Genomic DNA, 21,409 nt, shown 5'->3' with positions numbered 1-21,409 from the left:
ACAACTCCCCGACCACTCCTACGGGAACCGGAGAAAGCTGTGCGTCCAGCACATACACCTGAGCGTTGGCCACCGGCCGGCCGATCGGCACCACGCCATTCTTCGCGAAGCCCGGGTCGCACTCCCACGACGTGACGTCCACCGACGCCTCGGTCGGACCGTACAGATTGTGCAGCTCCACCCCTTCGAACACTTCGAAGAACCGCCGCACCACATGAGGCGGCAACGCCTCACCACTGCACACCACCCGCCGCAGCCCACCACACCCCACAGCAGCCGCATCACCCAAGAACACCTCAAGCATGGACGGCACAAAATGAACCGTGCTCACACCCTGCTCACGAATCAGCCCAGCCAAATACCCCGGATCCCGATGACCCCCCGGCCGAGCCATCACCAGCACACCACCGGCCACCAGCGGCCAGAACAACTCCCACACCGACACATCGAAACCGAACGGAGTCTTCTGCAACACACGCTCACCCGCAGCCAGTTCATACCGCTGCTGCATCCACAACAGACGATTCACAACCCCCGCCTGCGAAACCACCACACCCTTCGGAACCCCCGTCGAACCCGACGTATAAATCACATACGCCGCATGCGAAACCAACCCCGCCACCCCAGGAGCAGAGGAATCCAAACCCGCCAACTCCCCGCCAACCTCCCGAGAATCAAGCACCACGGACGACACCTCACCGGAAACAAGTTCCTCGAAGGCACCCACCGTCACCACAGTCGCCGCACCCGCATCACCCAGCATGAAGCCGATCCGCTCCACCGGAAGCTCCGGATCCACCGGCAGATACGCAGCCCCCGCCTTCAACACACCCCACAACGCCACCACCAGATCAACGCCACGCTCCAGCACAACCCCCACCACCGACTCCGGCCCCACCCCACGACCGATCAGCAGCCGGGCCAACCGATTCGCCCGCGCATCCAACTCCGCGTACGACAGCGACACATCACCAGCAACCACCGCCACCGCACCCGGCGCCCGCGCCACCTGCGCCTCAAACAACCCCGGCAGCGTCGACCCCCCGAACACCACACCCGTGTCGTTCCACTCCACCAACACCCGACGCCGCTCCTCAGCACCGAGAACATCCACCTCCCTGACGGAGTCGTCGGGAGATGCCGCGGTGAGCCAGTTCAGGACCTGCTGGAATCGTCGGGAAACGTCCTCCACGGCGTCACTGGTGTGGAGATCGGGGTTGGCGCCGAACGCGATCTGGATGCTGCCGTCGGCCGAACGGTCGTAGACGTCGATCCCGAGGTCGTCGATCGGTCCCGGGACGACGTTGCGGACGGTGGTGACGCAGTCCCCGAACTGCAGCGGGTAGGCGAAGGACATGACGTTGATGTAGAGGGTGCACAGGGGCGCGCTGTCGATCAGGTTGAGGTCGCGGTGCATGTCCTCATAGCGGTACCGCTGGTGGCGCAGTCCGTCGCGGATCTTCCTCGACGCCTGTCGGACGAGGTCCTGGACGCGGGTGTCCGGTGCGATGGTGAGCCGGATCGGGAGGAGGTTCGCAGTGAGGCCGGGGGCCCGGAGTTCCCGCTTGCCCACCCGGCCCAGGACGGGCACGGCGACGGCGATCTCCCGTGCGCCGGTCATGCGGTGCTGGTACAGGGCGGCGGCCGTAATCATCAGTCCGGCGAGGCTGGTCTTCAGCCGCCGCGCGGAAGCCTTGAGGGCGGTGGTCTCTTCGGCGCCGAATTCCTCGGTGTGCCGTATGGGGGCGTCGGGCAGGTCGCGGAACCGGTGGCCGCCCTGACCGGTCTCCTCGGGAAAGCCGGCCAGGGTGTCGAGCCAGAAGGCGCGGTCCTCTTGGAACTCCTCCGAGTCGCGGTACGCACGGTCCGCGTCCATCAGCAGGGACAGCGGTTCCAGCGCTTCGCCCGTGGGCTCACGGTCCTCCAGGAGCGCCGAGTAGATCTCCTGCAGCCGGCCGGAGAGGACCACTCCGCTGTAGCCGTCGAAGACGAGGTGGTGCGAGCGCTGGTACCAGACGACGTGGTCCTCGGCGAGCCGGAACACGGCCTGTACGAAGAGCGGCCCAGTGGTGAGGTCCACCGGGCTTCGTGCGTCCTGCTGCATCCACTGCTCGGCCGCAGCGCCGGGATCGGGTTCGCCGGTGAGGTCGACAACACGGATCGGGTGGTCGTGCGAGGTAGCGAGGTACTGGTGGGGAACGCCCGAGTCCACATGGAAGCGGAGGTGGTAGGTCTGGGCCTCGTCGAGCGTGCGGCGCATCGCCTCGACAAAGAGGTCAAGGTCGAGGGCTCCGTGGATGTCGACGCGCTCCGCGATGTTGTAGATCGGATTGTCCGGAGCCAGCTGCTGCGCATTCCAAATGCCTAGCTGAGCCGCCGTCAGTTCGCAGAGCTCGCCGTCGTATGCGGCCATTACCGCCCACCCCTATGATTCGGTATTGCGACCTGGCAGTTCACGATCCGTGCTGCGTGTGCGTCCGGATCTGGTACGCGGCTGGACGGTCCAGATCCCTGAAAGGGCGCCGGCCAAGCCGACGCCCCCCGGGGAGAGTTGCGAGATGGCCTATTTCTCCATGGCCTCGATCAGGCTCTTCGGCCGCATGTCGGTCCAGGTCTTCTCGATGTAGTCAAGGCATTCCTGGCGGCCTGCCTCACCGAATACCGTCTGCCAACCGTCGGGTACGTCCACGAAGACCGGCCAGAGCGAATGCTGGCCTTCGTCGTTGACCAGGACCAGATAGCTGGCGTCGGGATCGTCGAACGGATTCGTCACTGCACCGTCCCCTTCTCGAGTGAATGATGTGGATCGCAACGCTAAGGGGTGCTGTCGGCACCATTCCGGTCGGTCCGCCGAGTTCCTGGTTGCCGGACCTCACTATGCATCAGCCCTCTGCGGGCGTCCAACAGCGATCGGCAAGCTTCGACGCGCGTTCAACAATGGCGTGACCAATGGGTGTTCAAGTGTGTCGATGCGCCAGTTGAACATGATGAACACGCAGGTGGTCGACTTCTTCGGGGGCCGGTACCGTGCCGTCGCAACTTGACGGCCGTCCGCGCAGCGTGCCACCGTGCCAGGCCTATTCGTGGATCGCAACGGTCTTTGCCCGCAGTGCATTCGCCGTAACCGCTGAGTATCCGGTCTCGAAAAAATTCGAGCAATTCCTGTGAGGTATCCGCATGCACAGCGTGTCGGCCCAGCACCCTCCGCAGATCAACCTGGTGGATCCCGAGCTGTACGCGCACGGCGATCCGTTCGAGCAGTGGCGCTGGCTTCGGGCCAATGCCCCCGCGTACTGGCATCCTCCCACCGAACTGCCCGGTTTCTGGGCGCTCACCAGGTACGAGGACGTGCGGACGGCATACCGTGACGCGGAGACGTTCAGTTCGGCGCGGGGAATTCTTCTGCGTCCGGCGGAACACGGCGAGGATCCGGGTGGTGGACGTACGCTGGCGCTGACGGATCCGCCGCGTCACCGTCAGCTCAGGGGGCTGGTCGACGAGTGGTTCGCACTCAGGTCGGTCCGTGGTTTCGAACCCGAGATGGGCGAGGTCACCCGCCGGGTCGTGGACGACGCCCTGGAGCGCGGGTCATGTGATTTCGTGGCGGACATCGCCGCACGTGTGCCGCTGTATGTGATCTGCCGAATGATGGGCGTGCCGAGTTCCGACTGGGATCACCTGTTCAAGTTGACCAGTCAGGCTTTCGGCGCCGGCGATCCACTGACCCAGAGGTTCGCCCATCTGGACATCATGGGCTACTTCGAGGAACTCCAGGCAGCCAAGGCGGCGAATCCCTCGGACGACCTGGTAAGCATTCTGGCGACGGCCGTCGTCGACGGTGTTCCCCTGTCGCCGGAAGACATCATTCTGAACTGCGACAACCTGCTGGTCGGCGGCACCGAGAACACGCGTATCGCCGCGGCCGGCGGAATGCTGGCTTTCCTGGAGCACCCCGACCAGTGGGCTGCACTGGCGAAGGAGCCCGACCTCCTGCCGTCAGCGGTGGAGGAGGTGCTCCGCTGGACCTCCACGGCCACGCACATCATGCGTACCGCGGTGCGGCCGATCGAGATACACGGTCACCGGATTGAGGCCGGTGACCGTGTGACGTTCTGGCTGCCTTCCGCCAACCGTGACGAGTCCGTCTTCACCGATCCCGACCAGTTCGACATCCGTCGTAAACCGAACCGGCATCTGGCCCTGGGATTCGGTGAGCACTTCTGCCTGGGCAGCGTGCTGGCCCGCGCCGAGCTCCGCCTCCTTTACCACGAGCTTCTGCACAGATCCATTCGTATCGAACTCGACGGCACCCCAACCCGGTTGACGTCAATCGTCGTCAACGGCCCCGAGTATCTGCCGGTCCGTCTGACCGCCGCCGCGGCCTAGCGCCGACGCCGACGCCGGAGAACCCGAGAGCGAGGAAGCTTTTCGTGTCCATGATGGGCGGCCCGGCACTGGGCCTGATGCGTCCGCGGCTCGATGAGGAAGGGGTCACCCGGCAGAGGATCAAGCCGGGCACGGTGCGGCGCATCGTGCCGTACGCCCTGCGATACCGCTGGTCCCTGATCCTGCTCGCGGTGACGACCGCTCTGGACGCGGCGATCGCCGCGGCGAGTCCGCTGATCCTCAAGATGCTCATCGACGACGGCATCCTGCCCAGGAAGCTCTCGGTCGTCGTGTGGCTGTCCGTGACCATCGCCGCCCTGGCCCTGGTGAACGCGCTGGCGTCGTACGTCCAGGCCTACTCCTCGGGCCGGGTCGGGGAGGGGCTGGTGTACGAGCTGCGTACCGCGCTGTTCGAGCATCTGCTGCGGCAGCCGATCGCGTTCTTCACCCGGGCCCAGACCGGCTCTCTGATCAGCCGGGTCAGTACCGACATCAACGGTGCCCGGCAGGCCGTCACGACGCTGCTGTCGCAGGCGGTTTCAGCCGCGCTGACCCTGGTCCTCGTGATCAGCGCGATGTTCTATCTCTCCTGGCAGATCACCCTCGCCTCGCTCGTCCTGTTTCCGCTGCTCCTCCTGCCCGGCAGGATGATCGGAAGGGCTCTGCAGCGGCTCACCCGGGAAGGCATGCAGATCGACGCCCGGATGGGCTCGATGGCGGACGAGCGGTTCAACGTGTCCGGAGCCATGCTGGTGAAGCTCTACGGGCGGCCGGCGGAGGAGGCCGCCCAGTTCGCGAAGGCGGCGGCCCGCAGACGGGACCTCACGATCGCCGAGAGCGTCTACGCCCGGATGTTCTTCATCGGCATCACGGTCCTTACGTCGCTGACCACAGCACTGGTGTACGGGCTCGGCGGCAGTCTCGCCATCGACGGCGTTCTCGAACTCGGCACGCTGGTGGCGATGCTCACCCTGCTGCTGAGGCTCTACAGCCCGGTGAGTCAGCTGGCCTCCATGCAGGTGGAGGTGATGACGGCACTGGTCAGCTTCGACCGGGTCTTCGAGGTGATGGACCTGAAGCCGCTGATCGAGGAACGCCCCGGCGCTGTGCCCCTGCCCGCCGCCGAGTCCGGCGCGCCGGCCGCTCCCGACATCGAGTTCTCCGGGGTGTCCTTCCGTTACCCGTCCGCCGCGGACGTCTCGCTGGCCTCCCTGGAGGCGATTTCGGTTCCGCAGCCGGAACGGGCCGACGAAGCGTGGATCCTGGACGACCTGAACTTCGTCGCGCCGGCGGGGAAGCTGACGGCGCTGGTCGGCCCGTCCGGGGCCGGTAAGACCACGATCACCCAGCTGGTGCCCAGGATGTACGACCCGGACGCGGGCGCCGTACGCGTCGGCGGACACGACATCCGGGACCTGACCCTCGAGTCGCTGCGGGACACGGTGGGTGTGGTCACTCAGGACGCCCATCTGTTCCATGACACCATCCGCGCGAACCTGTTGTACGCCCGTCCCGAGGCCACCGAGCAGGACCTGGTCGAGGCGTGCATGTCGGCACGGATCTGGGACACCATCTCCTCCCTCTCGCAGGGTCTCGACACAGTGGTGGGCGACCGGGGCTACCGCCTCTCCGGTGGCGAGAAGCAGCGCATCGCCCTGGCCAGGCTGCTGCTCAAGTCGCCGCCGGTCGTCGTCCTCGACGAGGCGACCGCGCACCTGGACTCAGAGTCCGAGGCCGCCATCCAACGGGCCCTCAAGGCCGCGCTGGCCGACCGGACCTCGCTTGTGATCGCGCACCGGCTCTCGACCATCCGGGACGCGGACCAGATCCTCGTCGTCGAGGCAGGTCGGATCCGCGAGCGCGGAACCCATGAGGAACTGCTGGCCCTGAACGGGCTTTACGCGGAGCTGTACCGGACGCAGTTCGCCCTGCAGGAGAACACCGGCGAGGAGGTCGGTTCCGCGGCCGGTGCCCCGGGCCCGGCCTGAGCCACCGGCGGCCGGCGGCTCGCCGCACAGCGTTTGGTAGTGTCCCCAGGCAACCGACCGCGCCTGGGCACGCGCGGCCGGCCAGGGGGAGGGCCGGCATCGATGACCACGGCGGAACCCGACAGCCCTTCGACAGCCGATTCAGCGGCCAGCTCAACAGCCGACTCAGCCGCCGACGCCCGGGACGGCGCACTCCCTGTCGGGCGTGAGGGCCGCGGCACGCCCGCCGGGAACGCGCCCGCCGGAGCCGGGCGGCTGCTGCGGGATCCGGTGACGATCGCTGTGGTCACCGCGGGGCTGCTGCACCTGCTGTGGTTCCGGTTCGTCGCCAACAGCGGCGGTGACATCGCGAGCCAGGACGCATGGGCCGGTTTCGTCGGACGGCACCCCGGTTCCGCGTACGACTTCGACTGGTACGGCGGGATCTACCCGATGTCGTACAGCGTCGTCTCGTCGTATGTGATGGCGGCGTTCGGTGTGCGGACGACGACGGTGATCGCCGGGGGTCGACGCGGACGGCAGGCGCGTGAAGGGGCCTGCGTCGCGCGACGGCTGCCTGGCCGAGGCGGACGGCTGGACCCGGCTGACGGCTCCGGAACCCGGTGTCTACCGGATCGCCGCGCCGTACGGCCTGTCACGCGGAACTCCGTGTTCGAAATGAATACCGAACAGTTGATCAGGGATATCGCTCGGTGCCATAGTTGGCCGCGAGGAAATGTCATGTTCAGCTAGCAATTGGCAACTGGTCACAGACAACCGGAAACTGGCACATGGCAACTCGAACCGGCAACTGCATCGCTTTTTTGACGGTCGGACGAAGAGAAATGCGAGGTGCATCGAATGCCTTACGTGAATACCAACGGTATCCAGGTTTCCTACGAACGGTCCGGCCACGGAGAGCCGGTACTCCTCATCATGGGATCGGCGGCGGCGGGCCACGTCTGGACGGTGAACCAGACACCCGCGCTGAATGCGGCAGGATACGAAACAGTCACCTTCGACAACCGGGGTGCCGGGAACTCGGACGCGCCTGACGGGAAATACTCGCTCGCCGACCTCGTCGCCGACACCAGGGGCCTGGTCGAGGCGCTCGACCTCGCGCCCTGCCGCGTCGTGGGGGCATCGATGGGTGCGATGGTCGCCCAGCAGCTGGCACTGGAGTCCCCGGAACTGGTGCGGTCCGCGGTGCTGATCGCCACCAGGTCGCGGTCGGACGCCGTCCGGCGGGCATGGTCGGCGGCCGACCGGACGCTTCTCGAGAGCGGCGTGGAGTTGCCTCCCCGCTACGCGGCCCTCCGTTCGGTGGTGGAGATGCTGTCGCCCAGGACGCTGAACGACGACGCGAAGGCCGCCATGTGGCTGGAGATCTTCGAGTTGTCCGGCGGCAGCAGTGAGAAGTCCGGCGGCCAGACCTGGGTGAACACCGACGAGGACCGCCGGGAGTCTCTTCGGGGAATCGAGGTCCCGTGCCGGGTCATCGCTTTCACCGACGACCTGATTACTCCCCCGCATCTCGCCGCCGAGGTCGCCGACGCCATCCCGGACTGCGACTACGTCGAAGTGCCCGACTGCGGCCACATGGGATATCTGGAGAGCCCGGAGACGGTAAATTCCGCGATCATTGAATTTCTCGACAAGCACTGACAGAAGGACAAGCACCGACAGAAGTGCGAGACGGGGCCACCCGGGCGAGCCATTCTCGCTCCGAGTGACCCCGCCGGCCGCGTGCAGCCCTACGAAGTTGTCAACAACTGCATCAGATCATGACGGTCATCCGGTCACGGATTCGCCGATAAAACGCATGCGCTCGTCGATTTCCTGCGCGAACTTCAGCCACGTCTGTGCGTACTGCCGCGCCAGATCCACGACCAGAGCGCTGCAGTGCGGCGGCACCACGGCGGTCAGCTGCCCCCACTCCTGCGGCCCCATGGCGTTGTTCTGCAGCAGACGCAGAAGCTGCCGCCCCTCTTCCTTGTGGCGCAGTGACGGGTCCTTCAGCAGTTTGTCGAGGACGTAACCCGGATCCGGCTGGATGAGCCGCGCCAGCCGCTCCCGTCTCGGCCTGGCCTCCCGGTCGGGCGCCCTGTCGTCGCCACGGGGCTCGGGCGCGGCGCTCTTCTCCGGGGTGGGCGGCTCGCCCGCCTGAAGCCGCTTGCGGACGTCACCGGCCGTCGCCGGCGAGATCCCCGCAATCCGGGCGACCTCCCGCAACGAGGCCTCCGGATTCTGGGTGATCACCTCCGCCGCCCGGCGCCGGCCTTCGGCACTGTTCACCGGCCGCACCTTCCCGTCTCGGCCGACTCGCGCGTTCAACCGCTCCCCGGCGTCAGTTGAACGCCTCCGGATCGCCGCCACGGCCTTCGCCCCCAGCCCGGAAACGCGCGCGATCGCACGGTCGGACATGTGCGGATGTGTGGAAACGATCCGGCCGGCGGCGGCCTGACGGTCCGCCAGCGACAACGGGAGCCCATGTTCCACGTTCGCCTTGACCGCGTGCAGGAAGGCGTCTTCCACGGTGCCATCGAAGAACACGGCCCTGATCGTCTCGTCGCCTCTTAGCATGGCGGCCAGCAATCGGTGCGTCCCGTCGATTACTTGCATGTTTCGCCGGTTGACAAGGATAGGCGGAAGCGGCGCCTCCACTTCCGCCAGCCTCGCTATATGCTCTCTGCTATGCCCTTCCGTGCGCGGAGAGTTGCCGGGCCGCAGAGAAGAAATCGGCACAGAAGCGAAGTTCTGCTCACGGTCCTCCTCAAGAGCCGCGGACTCCCGCCTCAGGCCGGCGACGGCCCCGACCCGCGAAGCATCAGGTAAGACAGTGTCCAGTTCAGCCAATTCGATTACCCCAGATCGAAACGTTGCTGCGCAGACTTGCTTGTCACTGTCGCTCACGAGATTCGGTCCAGCCCCCACCCCCTCGGATCACGGGTAAATCAAACACACGATCGCCTTTTGCGTCATCCCCTGTCGAGCATCTCTCGCAGCCGCCTCCGCCACCGCCACCGCCACCCACCCGCTGGGTCCTGCAAAGCTGGGTGGCGGATTCGCCCAGGTGAACTGAGGCGGTTCCCATCGATGGTTGCGAACACCCAGGAAGGAGATCGTTCGCATGTCCCGTGGAGGGGCCAATCGCAAACCGACGGCGGCCAGACGGCGGCACTTCGAGCTGCTGCGCCAGGGGCTGCCTCACCCAGGATGACCACATCGCCATCGCTGACGGCCTGCGCGCCGGAAAGCCTCCCGCCGCGATCGCCGCAGCGATCGGGAAGAGCACGTCCACCGTCTACCGGGAGAGGAACCGAGGCGGGAAGGACGACGGCAGCTACGACCCTTGGAACTCATCTCATTTGGTGGGGTCGGTGGGCCGACGGTCATCGTGGGGATCGTTGAGCGGCTGGTTCCGGATGAGTTGTGGGAGTTGTTTCAACGGGTGGTGCCGGAGGTGCCCTCGCGGCCTCAGGGTGGTGGACGGCGCGGGCATGGTGATCGTGAGGTGCTGGCCGCGATCGTGTTCGTGGCCACGTCGGGTTGCACGTGGCAGCAGTTGCCCACAGCTTCGTTCGAGCCGTCCGGGGCAACGGCTCATCGGCGTCTTTCCGCGTGGACGCAGGCCAGGGTGTGGGCCAAGCTCCACCGCCTGGTCCTCGACGAACTCGGCGCCCGCGGCAAGTTGGACTGGTCCCGCTGTGCGATCGACTCCGTGAACTTGCGGGCCTTGAAAAGGGGGACCTCGCTCGCCGGCTGCCGCCGTCTCCGCCGACGCCACGAACGCAAAGCCGAGCACTTTCTCGCCGTCACGAGCATCGCCTGCACCCTCATCAGCTACCGCAGGCTCACCAATTGAGATTACTTCTTACGGCCTGATCCACTCTCTGTCGTGCACCAGGCCGTTAGCACGCGCAGGACCAGGTCCGGCTTGGTGTCGAACTCGACATCCTCGCCGACACCGGCCGACCGGCAGCGCTCGGGGTCCGAAGTCCAGTCCTTCGGGAGATGCAACTCGCGGTCTGTCACCACCCGTCCCGCTCGGATCCGTAAGCCAGGAACACCCCGATCTGGGAATTCTCGATCCGGCCGGCCATCCCCGAGTACTGCCCCCGTCGACCCATCCGCAACCTAAAGGACGTCACCCGTCAACTCAGCAACAGACCTCGAATGGCCCTCGGTGACCGGACCCCCGCCGAGGCCGTGGGAGACTGGGGCATAGCATCGCGATTCAACTGATTCGCAACCATCGATGGAAACCGCCCGAGAAGCATGAAGAATTTGTTACACGGTTCCGAGTCCGTACCGCCCAACCCCCAGGTGAGCGGCGGCGGGAACGGAGAAGTGGAATGAAGGACGATGCATACACGCCGGAGTTCTTCCTGTGCATCCTCCCGGGGGGTGACGCCTCTGGCTCGAAGGAGGATGCGGAGCACAGTGCGACCTGCGAAGCTGACGGTGTGTGGGGTTCCGGGGAGTACTGGCTGGTCATCGCCCTGGCCTTGGCGTGCGCCACTGCGGGCTGGCTGGGCACGGCACTCCTGCGGGCACGACGGCTGCACCGCAAAGCACTGGAGGAGCGCGGCTGGCTGCTGGAGCGGGAACGCGAGAGTGCGGCGCGGACCGCAGTCGACGCCGAGCGGGCCAGGATCGCGTCGGACCTCCACGACATCGTCAGCCACAACGTCAGCCTGATGGTGGTCCAGGCCGGCGCGGCCCGCGAGGTGCTCGCCACGATGCCCGACGAGGCCGCGGCCGCGATGAGCGCCGTGGAGACCGCCGGACGCAACGCGATGACCGATCTGCGGCACTTGCTGGGTCTGCTCGCGCCCTCGCAGAGCGGTGAGGACGAGCCGAGCGATAACGACCTGTCACCGCAGCCGAGTCTGAGCCGGCTCAGCCCGTTGATCGACCGGATCGCGTTCGCGGGACTGCCGGTCGAGGTGCTGATCTCCGGGGAGCCGAGGCCGCTGCCGACCGGGATAGACGTCACCGCCTACCGGATCATCCAGGAGGCGCTGACCAACGCCCTCAAACACGGGGACGGTACGAAGGCCAAGGTGATGGTGCGTTATGCCGACCACTGGCTCCGGGTCGAGGTGCTCAACGGCGGGCCGAGCGTGCTGACCGGGAGCGACGAGGTGCCGAAGACAACGACGGACGGAGCGGGACACGGATTGCTGGGCCTCCGGGAGCGGGTCGCCGTCTACGGCGGCGACCTGGACGCCCGGCGCCGCCTGGGCGGCGGTTTCCGTGTCCGCGCCCGCATCCCCCTGGACCGGCCGTGACTCCCCCCGAGCCCGCCCCGCGCGTGGTGATCGCGGACGACCAGGAGCTGGTCCGCACCGGCTTCCGCCTGATCCTGACAGTCCGTGGGGTCGATGTGGTGGGCGAGGCGTCCGACGGCGTGGAAGCGGTGGCGGCGGTGCGTGAACTGCGTCCCGATGTCGCGCTGCTGGACATCCGCATGCCGCAGATGGACGGGCTCGAGGCCGCCCGCCGGATCATCGCCCAGTCTCCGGACTGCCGGGTCATCATGCTGACCACCTTCGACCTCGACCACTACGTCTACGCCGCCCTCGCCGCCGGTGCCAGCGGCTTCCTGCTGAAGGACGTCACCCCCGAGCATCTCGTCGCCGCGGTCCGTCTGGTGAACACCGGTGACGCGCTGCTCTCGCCGTCGATCACCCGCCGGCTGGTGGAGCGCTTCGCCGCGCCCGACAGCGGCAGCGTCACCCAGGGCGTCCGGGGTGCCACGGTCCCGGCCACCCACCGGGACCTCGTCGCGCTGACACCGCGTGAGCTCGAGGTGCTGACGCTGATGGGTCACGGCCTGTCCAATGCCGAGTTGGCGCGTGAACTGACGCTCAGCGAAGCCACGGTGAAGACCCATGTGACCCGGATCTTCACCAAGCTCTCCCTGCGCGACCGCGCCCAGGCCGTCGTCCTCGCCTACGAGACGGGGCTCGTCGCACCGGGTAGCTCGGCGGATCGACGTGACCGACTACCCCACGCCCCTTGATTGCGTGACCACTCGAACGCCCCTTGATTCGGAGCCCCTTGGTTCAGAAGGGAAAGGTCCGCTTCGTGTCACGGGTGGTGAGCCATTGCAGTTCGGTGAAGTCCTCGGCCGCGAAGCCGACGTCAAAGCGGCCCGGAAGGTGCTCCGCGCCGCGGGTTAGGGCAGGTGAGCCGAGGTGCTGAACGACGCTGGCCAGGCAATCGACGCCATTACGGACCGGCGGGTAGTCGATCGAGACGGGGGCAGGCCGACCGGACCCACTGTCCTGGGATGGCTGAGCCCACGCGGCTCTTACCCACTGACCGCGCAGAGGTGACTGAGCTCGTCGGAAGCTCGGGCCCTGTCCGCGGAGTGGACACCTGTTCATGCCGTTATGTGACGAGTGCGATGGCGGCTGACTGCCGTCGTAGGCGATCGGGGCCGGCCAGGTAGCCGCAGGAAGATCGTGCGCACGGCCCGGCCGAGCTCTTCGTGGGCCTGGTAGGTGGGAACAGCAGATGGCCGGCCGGCCGCCCGTCACGGGAGGCCGACCGGCCGGACTGTGTGGTTACCGAACGTCGTAGGCGCGGGTCATGGTCTGGGTGACCGCGTTGCCGTTGGCGTCGGTGAAGGTGGCCTTCGTCGTGACCTGCTTGCCGGAGGCGCCGGTGTGGTCGACGACGGCCGTCCACTTGCCGTCGTGCTGCTGGGTCGGCGCCTGGGTCCAGGTGGTGCCGCCGTCGTAGGAGTAGGACAGCGAGGCCGCTGTGATCGCGGCCGGGGTGTACCCGGCGTGGCCCTCGACCGACAGACCGACCTTGATGCCGCTCTGCGCGGGAAGGGTGTTCATGCCGTCCACCGGCAGGTCGTACGCCGGGTGGAGGATCGGCAGGCCGCGGGAGTAGACGTCCGGCTCCCGGTGCGAGCGGAAGCTCCAGGTGGTGTCGGCAGCGGTGGAACGCAGCCAGTTCTTGTCCCCGGTGTAGATCTTCTCCAGGTGCTGGGTGAGCTCGTACGCGGAGTCCTCGTCCGGCACCTCGAACACGCCGTACGGGTCGATGCGCCGGGCGATCTCTTCACCATTGCGCTTCAGCCTCAGGTTGCCGATGTCGCCGAACGACCCGCCGTAGGTCCAGTGGTCGCCGGAGCCGTCGACCCAGAGCGCGTTCTGGAAGCCGATCAGGTCGCCCTGCCGCTCGGCGCTCAGCATCAGCTTGCCGTCGGCGTCGCGCGCCGCGGCCGGCCGCAGGGGGCCGCCGTACCACTCCTCGGCGCTCCGCTGTCCGGCCTTGTAGGTGCGATCCTGATCGCTCATGAACGCGGCGAACGGGAAGCTGGTCATCGCGCCGTGGAACCAGGCGTCATCGCCGGTCGTGTAGTAGGCGGTGCGGGTACCGGGCACGTGCACCGTTTGGAACAGGCTCACGGGGAGCAGGGTGTTGCTGCTCCCGGAGGGACGGAGGAACAGCGCGTCGATGTAGTCGGCCTCCTTGCCCATGGCATGCCACTTCTCGGTGACCTGGGCCAGCCGGGAGTCATTCGGCTGGTAGGCCTGGTCGGAGTGCAGCGGCCCCTCGGTCGGGAACGACAGGTTGTAGACGTAGGACGAGCCGTCCTCGGAACCGGTCGCGCGCCAGGTGGGCCGGAACTCGAAGGTGCCCTTCTGAGCGCGCCCGTCGACGTCTGCGTAGAACTTCTGCATGGCGCTGCCTGCCATGAGTGATCCGGACAGCAGCCAGGTGTCGTCCCACGTGCGGGCGTAGCTGACGGTGGTGCCCTGCAGCGTCGAGGGACGGTCGGTGTGCAGGCTCAGCTGGTGGGCCTTGCGGGCGTCGAGGACAACGGTGGTGTCCTTGGTGATCCGCATCTGCGGGTGGGCGAGATAGCTGATCGATTCAGCCGCGTTGTTCGCGTCGGGCGTCGTCACGAAGCTGCTGATGAGGTAGTCGCCCGGGCGCACGCGGTAGGTCTGCTCGGGCGCACCCGCGTTGCTGCGGCGCTCGCCCTTGTCGGCGTCGATGCTGGCGACGTCCAGGGAGGAGGGGCCGGTCGCGGACTTGCCGTTGCGGTCGATGACCTTGACCCGGAGGGTGACCGTCTCCGGCTGGACGTAGAGCGTGACGGGCACGGAGACGTGCACATCGCCGCCGGTGGCCAGGATCCGGCCGGTGACAGCGCCGTACTGGGCGGGCTTCAGATGGGCGGTGGGGTCGATCTGCAGCGGCACCTGAGCGGTGGCCCCCGCCGGGACCGTCACCTTGTTCTCCTCCGGTCTGATGATTCCGGAGGTGACCTCGCTGCCGTCGTTGCCGTGGACACCGCTGACCTTCAGATGGAGCGTCAGGTCGCTGTCGCTGGTGTTGGTGAAGGGCACCTGCACGGTGGTGCGGTCCGACGGGTCCTGCGGCCAGTTGTAGCTGCCGGCCTGGACAGCCGGCGCGGAGAGCGCCTTCTGGTTCACCGCGCCGAACACGTCAAGCACCCCACCGCCGGTCTGCTCGGCACCGGCGACCTTGCCGCCGGTGCGGGCAGAGGAGACCAGGGCGGCCTTGATCTGCTGCGCGGTCCAGTCCGGGTGCGCCTGGCGGACGACGGCCGCAGCGCCCGCGACGTGCGGGGTGGCCATGGAGGTGCCCGACATCGTCCGGTAGGCATAGACGCCACGGCCGCCCGCACTGGCCGCCGAGATGTCGACGCCGGGGGCGGCGATCTCGGGCTTGAGGGAGTGGGTGACGGCCACCGGGCCGCGGCTGGAGAACGGCGCGGTGGTGTCGTCGCGGTCGACGGCGCCCACGGTCAGCACGCTGGGCACACACCCGGGCGAGGAAACGGTCTCGATGCCCGGGCCGGAGTTGCCGGCGGCGACGACGAACAGGGTGTGCTTGCTCTTCGACAGCTCCTTCGTGGCCTGGGCCATCGGGTCGGTGCAGTCACCGATCCTGGGGTTGCCCAGGCTCATGGAGACGACGTCGGCCTGCTGGTCGACGGCCCACTGCATACCCGCGATGATCCAGGAGTCCTGCCCGTAGCCGCCGTCGTTGAGGACCTTGCCGACGAGCAGGGAGGAACCGGGGGCGACGCCCTTCTTGCGGCCGTCACTGGCCGCTCCGGATCCTCCGACCGTGGAGGCGGTGTGGGTGCCGTGGCCCACCCGGTCGTCGGTGTTCTTGGAATCCGTGAAGTTCTTGGACGCGGCGACCCGGTTCACCAGGTCCGGGTGCTCGGCGTCCGCACCCGTGTCCAGCACGGCGACCTTGGTTCCCTTGCCGTCGTAGCCGGCCGCCCAGGCCTCCGGCGCGTGCACCTGCGCGGTGGACCGGTCCAGCGTGGCCTCGACCTTGCCGTCCAGCCACAGCTTCTTCAGCGTCGAGCCAGAACGGGAACGCGGGTTGGTGACGTCCTGCCAGAAGGCGGCGGCGGTGTCCTTGCCGGCGCTGAGCGCGACGCCGTCCACAGCCGGGAGGCTCAGGCCCCGCTCGGCTCCGCGCGGAGCCGTCGGCGCGCTGTCGGCGACATTCACACTGTCCCGATAGGTGGCAATGAGCGGCAGCGTGTCGGTGTGTGTGTCGTCGTATCCCTGGCGGATGAGCCCAGTGACGTTGAACAGCTGCTCGTCGACCTTGCCCTCGGCGATCGCCTGGGAGGCATTCTCGGGGTAGACGTAGAGGTCCTTGCCCATCTGATAGGTCTGGACTATCGGCTGCGTGCCGTCCTCACGGGGCAGCACGGCCGCAGAGCTGTGACCCGACGTGTCCGTGGTCACCAGCACCTTGTCGCCGGTGACGAGCGTGACCGTCACCTGCTTGCCACCCGCCGCTGCGGTCCCGCCGCCGACAATGGGCCTCTTCCCCGAGGAACCGTCAGGCGGTGTATCCGCCGCCCCGGAAGGCGTGACCGCCGTGACGGCCAGGACGGCGGCGGTCGCCGTGCCCAAGGCCATACGCGTGATGGAACGCATGAATCTCCCTATGTGAGCCATGAACGTCTACCAAACTGCGGCTGCAGCCTGACAGACGAGTGGATTGAGTGGGGATGCCGCGCGTGACGGGTTTCCCGCATGGCGGATTTCCGTCACGCGGTCACTTTCATCGGCTCGGTGGGACTTCGGACCTGACCGATGGTGTAAGCCCGTCGGGGACGGCCGGCTTGCTTGCGCCCTGCACCCCGTCGAGGTCACCGCCAACCGGTCGCCGGCGTCGTCAGCGGGCCCGCCATCGGCGTACGCGCGGCGCCGCACCGGTGTATGCCTTCAGCCAGGATCACGGTTTCACCGGCGGTGAAGCAGTAACCCGTCGGGAGTTGGCGGTCGCCCTCGCTCGGCGACCATCAAGAGACGGAGGCTCCCCCGCCCTCAGGCCGAGGAGGAGGTCATAGCCAGCCCGCGCGTGCGGCGTGCCATCCGAGTTGCAGGCGCGAATCCGCTCCGGCCAGATCCATCAGACGGCGTGTCCGTCGCTCCACGGTGCGTATGGACAGGCCGAGTTGGGAGGCCGCCCGCCGGTCGGAGATCCCCGCCAGCAGCAGGGCAAGGACCTCCAGTTCCCCTTCGGTCGGCTGCTCATCGGCTGTCGCCTCCGCGCGCACACCCGTGGTGGTGGTGTACAGCGGCCGGGCCTGGGCCCATTCCTTCTCGAACAGATGGACCAGGGCCGTCAGCAGGCCGCTGCGATGCACCACGATCGCGCTCGGCTCGCCGCCGGAGTCCGCCATGTCCAGTGGCACCATGGCGCGCTCCCGGTCCGACACGATCATCTTCAGCGGCAGCGAGTCGACCAGGCGAAGCTCGATGCCCGCCGCGATGCCCGCCCGTGCGTCCTTCGCCATGCCGGGACCATCGAGATAGTCCTTGGCGGCCACGACCCGGAAGTCGACTCCGCGGTCCAGCGCGGAGCTCTCCGACATGTCGGCATCCTCGCGCGGCACCGCTATGGGCTCGCCGACGAGGAAGACCAGCAACTCCCGCTGGGCGCCGCGCTGCAGTTGGTGGAAGCGGTGTGCCACTTGCTCCACGCCGACGACCACCTCCACGACGCTGCCCGCAGGGTGTGCGGCGGTACTGCGGTACTGCTCGGTCAGCATCGAGAACGCGGTCTCGGCCCGGTGCAGTGCGTTGCGCTGCTCGACGAGGAACGGGGCCAGGGCCACTGAGGGGGGTGTGAGCCGGTAGCGGGCGGGCCGGCGACCGGTCCGACAGTCAGCCGAGTCAGGTGTCCCGCTCTCGGCCTCGCTGGCGACTGCCACCAGGCCACGTGTCGTCAGGTCAAGCAGGATGCGGGTGGTCTCGGCTTTCTCGAGTCCGGTCTGCCGGGCGAGGTCCTGCGCAGAGGATGCCGGGCGGGCCAGCAGTGCAGTGTAGATGGCCTCTTCAGCCGGTCCCAATCCCAATGCCTGCAGCATCCAGCTCCCCTCGGGCGGCCTCCGTGTCTGGACCTTGGCGCAGCTCGGGTGCACCGAGCAGGTTCTTCCCGGCCGAACCGTATCCCACTCTCGGGATGTTGCCATTGGCTGCTGCCTGTTGTGCACGTCACCTGGGACGCCCGGACCGGCTTCCCGGGTGTGAGACACCACGCAACGAGGGCTCCGCGACATGGCTGGTGCTGTGATTCGTGCCCTGCGCGCTGATCTGTCGACCACGCTTGAGCGGTGTGTGCTGCTGCCGGGAGGCGACCGTCGAAGGAGTGCACGGGCCACACACACCCTGCACGTAGTGCTGGCCACCGCACAGGGGACATCGTCCGGCGGGGCGCGGCTCACCCACGGCCGGGCCTGCCTAACGTACGGGGAGTACACCACCTGCCCAGAAGGTCCCATGCCCCATAAACGTCCGAAGACAGTCACGCGTCCCTTCGAGGCCATCGAAACACCGCGCAATGCCGAAGTAATGATCGGCGTGGCGTCAGTGACCTTCCTGGTACTGCTCCTCGGTGCCTTGTCCGAGTCCCCGGTGTGGCTTCTCGGGCTCCTTGTATTCCTGCCGGGGACGGCGTCCGCGCTGTGCACCGTACGCCAGACGAAGTTCGTGTCTGCATGGACCACGCTTGTGGTCACCGTCACCGTGCTGGTCCGGCACGGTGACGGGCGGTCGTGGCTCGACAGGATCCTCATGATGCTGCTCACCCTCGCCCTGGGCGCGGCCTCCGTCTACGCCTGCCGCCGTCGTATCCACCGCGAGCACGAGACGCTGCGGCTGCGCTCCACCGCTGCAGCGATGCAGCGCCACATCCTGCGCCCTCTGCCTCTGCTCACCGACGACGTCCTGGTCGACGGCGTGTACGAGCCCGTACAGGAGGACCGGCTCATTGGCGGCGACATCTACGACGTCGTCGTCTCTCCGTGGGGAACCCGGGTTCTGATCGGCGATGTCCAGGGCAAGGGCCTGCCCGCGGTCGGCGCCGCGTTCGCCGTCATCGGCGCCTTCCGTGAGGCGGCCCACCGAGAGCCCACGCTGACCGCGCTCGTCGATGCCCTCGATGCCTCTGTCGTACGGCACAACTCCTACGCCGCACAGACCGGAGACGACGAACGGTTCGTCACAGCGCTCGTCATCAACATCGACGCGCACGACGAGGTACAAGTCATCAACTGCGGACATATTCCGCCGCAGTTGCTGCACAACACCACCGTCATCACGCCGGCCCTCGGCTCCGGCGTCCCCCTCGGTCTCGCCGAGCTCGCCGCCGAACCCGCGACCGTCGACTGGTTCACCTTCCCACCCGGCGCGACGCTGCTGCTGACCACCGATGGGCTCACCGAGACCCGCGACGCCGACGGCACGTTCTACCCCGTCACCGAACGCCTCACCGAGCGCGTATCTCTCTCCCCCACCGACCTGCCGCACGCCCTCTACAACGACGCGCGCGCGTTCGCCGGAGAGGGCGGCCAGCACGACGACGTCGCGATCCTGTCCGTCCGACGGTCACCGTTCCGCTGAGCACACCACGGCGCATCACGCAATCGACCGTTACGCCAGCCACCCGCGGGAGGCGCTGCGAACCAGGCCAGCATTTCAGGATGGGTGATGGCACCCTCGGTGCTCACATCATCGACCTGAGCCCCCTGGAGTGGGAGCACGGCTCCTCCCGCCCAGGAGCGGGCAGGAGGGAGTGCGAGGAGAGCGCGGCCGGGCGTCAGACGGACACGTCAGACAGAACTCAGCTGAGCTCGCGGATGAACTCTTCCGCCCGAGGCCATTCGCCGTAACCGGATGCAGGGTTGAGGTGTCCGACCGGGCCGAGATCCACGAGACGGCTCCCCCATGCCCGGGCGAGATCGGCGACGTGGTTGAAATCGGCGAGGGGATCGTTCGTGCTCGCCCCGACGATGCTGGGGAAGGGCAGGGTTGTCCGCGGCGCAGGCAGCCAGCCGTTTTCGCGCAGGACCTCCAGGGCGGGGTAGCCCTCGGGCAGCGGCGTACCGAAGTCCGGCGGCGCCGCCAGCAGCGCGCCCTTGATCGGACGCCGGTGTCGTTGCGCCCAGTGCGCGATGGTCATCACTCCGGCGCTGTGGGCGACCACTACGACTGGCCCGGAGATGTCCGACAGTACGTCGTTCAGGACGGCGACCTGAGCGCTGCAGCTCAACCTCCCGCTCGTCAACGGCGGAACGGTACGGGCGTTGGCGATCTTGTTGGTGAGGATGGTCTGCCAGTGGTCCGGCACGTGATCGCGCAGTCCGGGGACGATGACGACGGTCGGTGATGCGGTGAGACTCATGACGACAGCTCCGGATTCGTGAGAGTCACGGCGGGAAGCAGGCCCAAGCGGCGTAGATCGTGCTCGTAGCGGAGCTTGCCGATGACGAAGGCCGCGCCGCTCAGGACCGCGACACATGGGACCAGCTGCAGTGCGCCGAGCAGTCCCATGCGGTCTGCGAGCATGCCCGTCACCGCGGGCCCCGGGGCAAGCCCGAGCAGGCTGTTGGCCAGGGTGAGCGTGGCCATGGCCGTCGCCGCGACAGCGGCAGGGGTCAAATTCGACACCATGGCGGCCGCCGGCCCGGCCGTGGCGTTGGACAGCAGGGTCCCGGCGCCGATCAGCAAGAGCTGCGGCGGGCCGACCGGCAGGTGGAATCCGGCCGTCAGCAGCACGAGCGACCCGAGACTGCAGATGATCGCGACGGTCCACTTCCGGGCGCCGATCCTCCGGCTGAGGCGGTCGGTGACGAACCCGCAGAGGATCATGCCTATCCCTGTGATCAATGCGAAGGCCCCGGCGATCACGCCGGCCCTCGCGGGAGGCATGGCGTAATAACGGTTGAGGAAGCTGGGCATCCAGGCGAGGAGGGCCATCGCAATGAACATCTGCAGCCCGCTGCCGATGTAGGCGCAGAGCACGGAGACCGAGGAGAACAGCCGCGGCAACAAGGTCCGGATCGGGGCCCGTTCGCCGGATGTGCCGCTGCTGCTGCCGCTGCCGCCGCTGGCACCTGAACCCAGCCTCTCCTCCGTGACCACAATGCCGTAGATCGCGGCCATGACCAGTCCGGCGATACCCATGACGCCGAACGCCCATCGCCAGCCGAGTTGCTGGGCGACGACGCCACCGATCGACACGCCCAGCACCGATCCGAAGGCGCCTCCCGCGATGAACGCGCCGGAGAGTGTGGCCCGCAGGGTGACGGGAAAAACGCTGAGGACCACCGCGATGCCGACACTCCCGTAGGCCGCCTCACCGACACCGACCATGAACCGCCCCAGGAACATCTGGCCGTAGCTCGCGGCGGCGGCGCAGCCCAGCGTCGCCAGACTCCACACTGTCGCGGCAATGACCAGGCTCTTGACCCGGCCCCAGCGGTCCGCCAGAAGCGACAGGGGGAAGGTGAGCACACCCACCATCAAAGCCACGATGCCGCTGAGAGAACCCAACTGGGCATCGGCAAGCAGCCACTCCGCCTTCAGCAGAGGAAAGACCGCGTTGAGGACCTGCCGTGACATGTAGTCGATCAGCAGGAGCCCAAAGCTCAGCGCGAACACCAGCCGGGCGTAGCCGCGAGATACAGTCGGCATGGCGTGAGACGTGCCCGGCACGACCGTGCCGGCAGTGTGAACTCC

15 protein-coding genes and 2 pseudogenes are annotated in these 21,409 nt (G+C 67.5%); 9 read left to right on the top strand and 8 right to left on the bottom strand.

The genetic code is table 11. The annotated features are described in order from the left end of the window. Together ACIBB8_RS30685 and ACIBB8_RS30680 are read right to left on the bottom strand one after the other, a co-directional pair. Window positions 1-2,413: AMP-binding protein (locus ACIBB8_RS30685; RefSeq protein ID WP_398957628.1), on the bottom strand; the 2,413-nt coding region annotated here is incomplete at its 3' end. A gap of 150 nt (window positions 2,414-2,563) precedes the next feature. Then, complete coding sequence (locus ACIBB8_RS30680) at window positions 2,564-2,773, bottom strand: MbtH family protein (RefSeq protein ID WP_358862693.1); 210 nt, start codon at window positions 2,771-2,773, stop codon at window positions 2,564-2,566. Between the two features lie 404 nt (window positions 2,774-3,177). Here ACIBB8_RS30680 and ACIBB8_RS30675 point away from each other — a divergent pair, with 404 nt between their 5' ends. The 4 genes from ACIBB8_RS30675 to ACIBB8_RS30660 all read left to right on the top strand — a co-directional run bounded on the left by ACIBB8_RS30675 (window position 3,178) and on the right by ACIBB8_RS30660 (window position 8,018). Continuing rightward, a complete protein-coding gene (locus ACIBB8_RS30675; protein WP_398957625.1) occupies window positions 3,178-4,386 on the top strand; it encodes a cytochrome P450 in 1,209 nt (402 codons plus the stop codon). Window positions 4,387-4,436: 50 nt separating this feature from the next. Beyond that, a complete protein-coding gene (locus tag ACIBB8_RS30670) occupies window positions 4,437-6,374 on the top strand; it encodes an ABC transporter ATP-binding protein (protein ID WP_398957633.1) in 1,938 nt (645 codons plus the stop codon). A gap of 102 nt (window positions 6,375-6,476) precedes the next feature. Continuing rightward, window positions 6,477-7,106 (top strand): hypothetical protein, encoded by a 630-nt coding sequence (locus ACIBB8_RS30665; protein WP_398957623.1) that lies wholly within the window; start codon window positions 6,477-6,479, stop codon window positions 7,104-7,106. A gap of 108 nt (window positions 7,107-7,214) precedes the next feature. Next, a complete protein-coding gene (locus ACIBB8_RS30660) occupies window positions 7,215-8,018 on the top strand; it encodes an alpha/beta fold hydrolase (RefSeq protein ID WP_398957621.1) in 804 nt (267 codons plus the stop codon). 126 nt (window positions 8,019-8,144) lie between these two features. Here the strand turns inward: ACIBB8_RS30660 and ACIBB8_RS30655 are convergent, their stop codons facing one another. Beyond that, window positions 8,145-9,098 carry a ParB N-terminal domain-containing protein gene (locus tag ACIBB8_RS30655; RefSeq protein WP_398957631.1) on the bottom strand — a complete coding sequence of 318 codons (954 nt, stop codon included), beginning with the start codon at window positions 9,096-9,098 and terminating at the stop codon, window positions 8,145-8,147. 392 nt (window positions 9,099-9,490) lie between these two features. On the opposite strand from ACIBB8_RS30655, the pseudogene ACIBB8_RS30650 reads away from it, so the two are divergent. Both ACIBB8_RS30650 and ACIBB8_RS30645 read left to right on the top strand, forming a co-directional pair. Beyond that, a pseudogene (locus ACIBB8_RS30650) lies at window positions 9,491-9,655 on the top strand (hypothetical protein); the annotation flags it as partial. Window positions 9,656-9,750: 95 nt separating this feature from the next. Beyond that, complete coding sequence (locus ACIBB8_RS30645) at window positions 9,751-10,218, top strand: transposase (protein ID WP_398957619.1); 468 nt, start codon at window positions 9,751-9,753, stop codon at window positions 10,216-10,218. Between the two features lie 62 nt (window positions 10,219-10,280). Here the strand turns inward: ACIBB8_RS30645 and ACIBB8_RS30640 are convergent. After that, window positions 10,281-10,468: pseudogene (locus tag ACIBB8_RS30640) on the bottom strand (transposase); the annotation flags it as partial. 240 nt (window positions 10,469-10,708) lie between these two features. On the opposite strand from ACIBB8_RS30640, the gene ACIBB8_RS30635 reads away from it, so the two are divergent. Both ACIBB8_RS30635 and ACIBB8_RS30630 read left to right on the top strand, forming a co-directional pair. Continuing rightward, window positions 10,709-11,647, top strand: coding sequence for a sensor histidine kinase (locus ACIBB8_RS30635; protein ID WP_398957617.1), 939 nt, complete (start codon window positions 10,709-10,711; stop codon window positions 11,645-11,647). Further along, on the top strand, window positions 11,644-12,381 hold the full coding sequence (locus tag ACIBB8_RS30630) for a response regulator (protein WP_398957615.1): 738 nt from the start codon (window positions 11,644-11,646) through the stop codon (window positions 12,379-12,381). Before ACIBB8_RS30635 ends, ACIBB8_RS30630 begins: the two co-directional genes overlap by 4 nt. 547 nt (window positions 12,382-12,928) lie before the next feature. Here ACIBB8_RS30630 and ACIBB8_RS30625 read toward each other — a convergent pair. After that, window positions 12,929-16,318 carry a S8 family peptidase gene (locus tag ACIBB8_RS30625; RefSeq protein WP_398957613.1) on the bottom strand — a complete coding sequence of 1,130 codons (3,390 nt, stop codon included), beginning with the start codon at window positions 16,316-16,318 and terminating at the stop codon, window positions 12,929-12,931. A 410-nt stretch (window positions 16,319-16,728) separates the two neighbouring features. Next, the gene (locus ACIBB8_RS30620) at window positions 16,729-17,757 is read right to left on the bottom strand and encodes a helix-turn-helix domain-containing protein (protein ID WP_398957611.1); all 1,029 of its coding nucleotides are present in this window, start codon (window positions 17,755-17,757) and stop codon (window positions 16,729-16,731) included. Between the two features lie 412 nt (window positions 17,758-18,169). Between ACIBB8_RS30620 and ACIBB8_RS30615 the strand changes: the two genes are divergently transcribed. Next, on the top strand, window positions 18,170-19,291 hold the full coding sequence (locus ACIBB8_RS30615) for a PP2C family protein-serine/threonine phosphatase (protein WP_398957609.1): 1,122 nt from the start codon (window positions 18,170-18,172) through the stop codon (window positions 19,289-19,291). A 220-nt stretch (window positions 19,292-19,511) separates the two neighbouring features. On the opposite strand, the gene ACIBB8_RS30610 is transcribed toward ACIBB8_RS30615, so the two are convergent. Continuing rightward, window positions 19,512-20,072 carry an RBBP9/YdeN family alpha/beta hydrolase gene (locus tag ACIBB8_RS30610; RefSeq protein WP_398957607.1) on the bottom strand — a complete coding sequence of 187 codons (561 nt, stop codon included), beginning with the start codon at window positions 20,070-20,072 and terminating at the stop codon, window positions 19,512-19,514. Beyond that, window positions 20,069-21,364, bottom strand: a complete 1,296-nt coding sequence (locus ACIBB8_RS30605; RefSeq protein WP_398957605.1) for an MFS transporter — start codon at window positions 21,362-21,364, stop codon at window positions 20,069-20,071. The genes ACIBB8_RS30610 and ACIBB8_RS30605 overlap by 4 nt, the downstream gene beginning before the upstream one ends. Window positions 21,365-21,409: the final 45 nt, after the last annotated feature.

The sequence above is a fragment of the Streptomyces sp. NPDC051286 genome, assembly GCF_044455345.1.
Taxonomy (GTDB): domain Bacteria; phylum Actinomycetota; class Actinomycetes; order Streptomycetales; family Streptomycetaceae; genus Streptomyces.
Note: the sequence above shows the minus strand (reverse complement) of the source record. Positions and strands in the feature narration are given on the sequence as shown.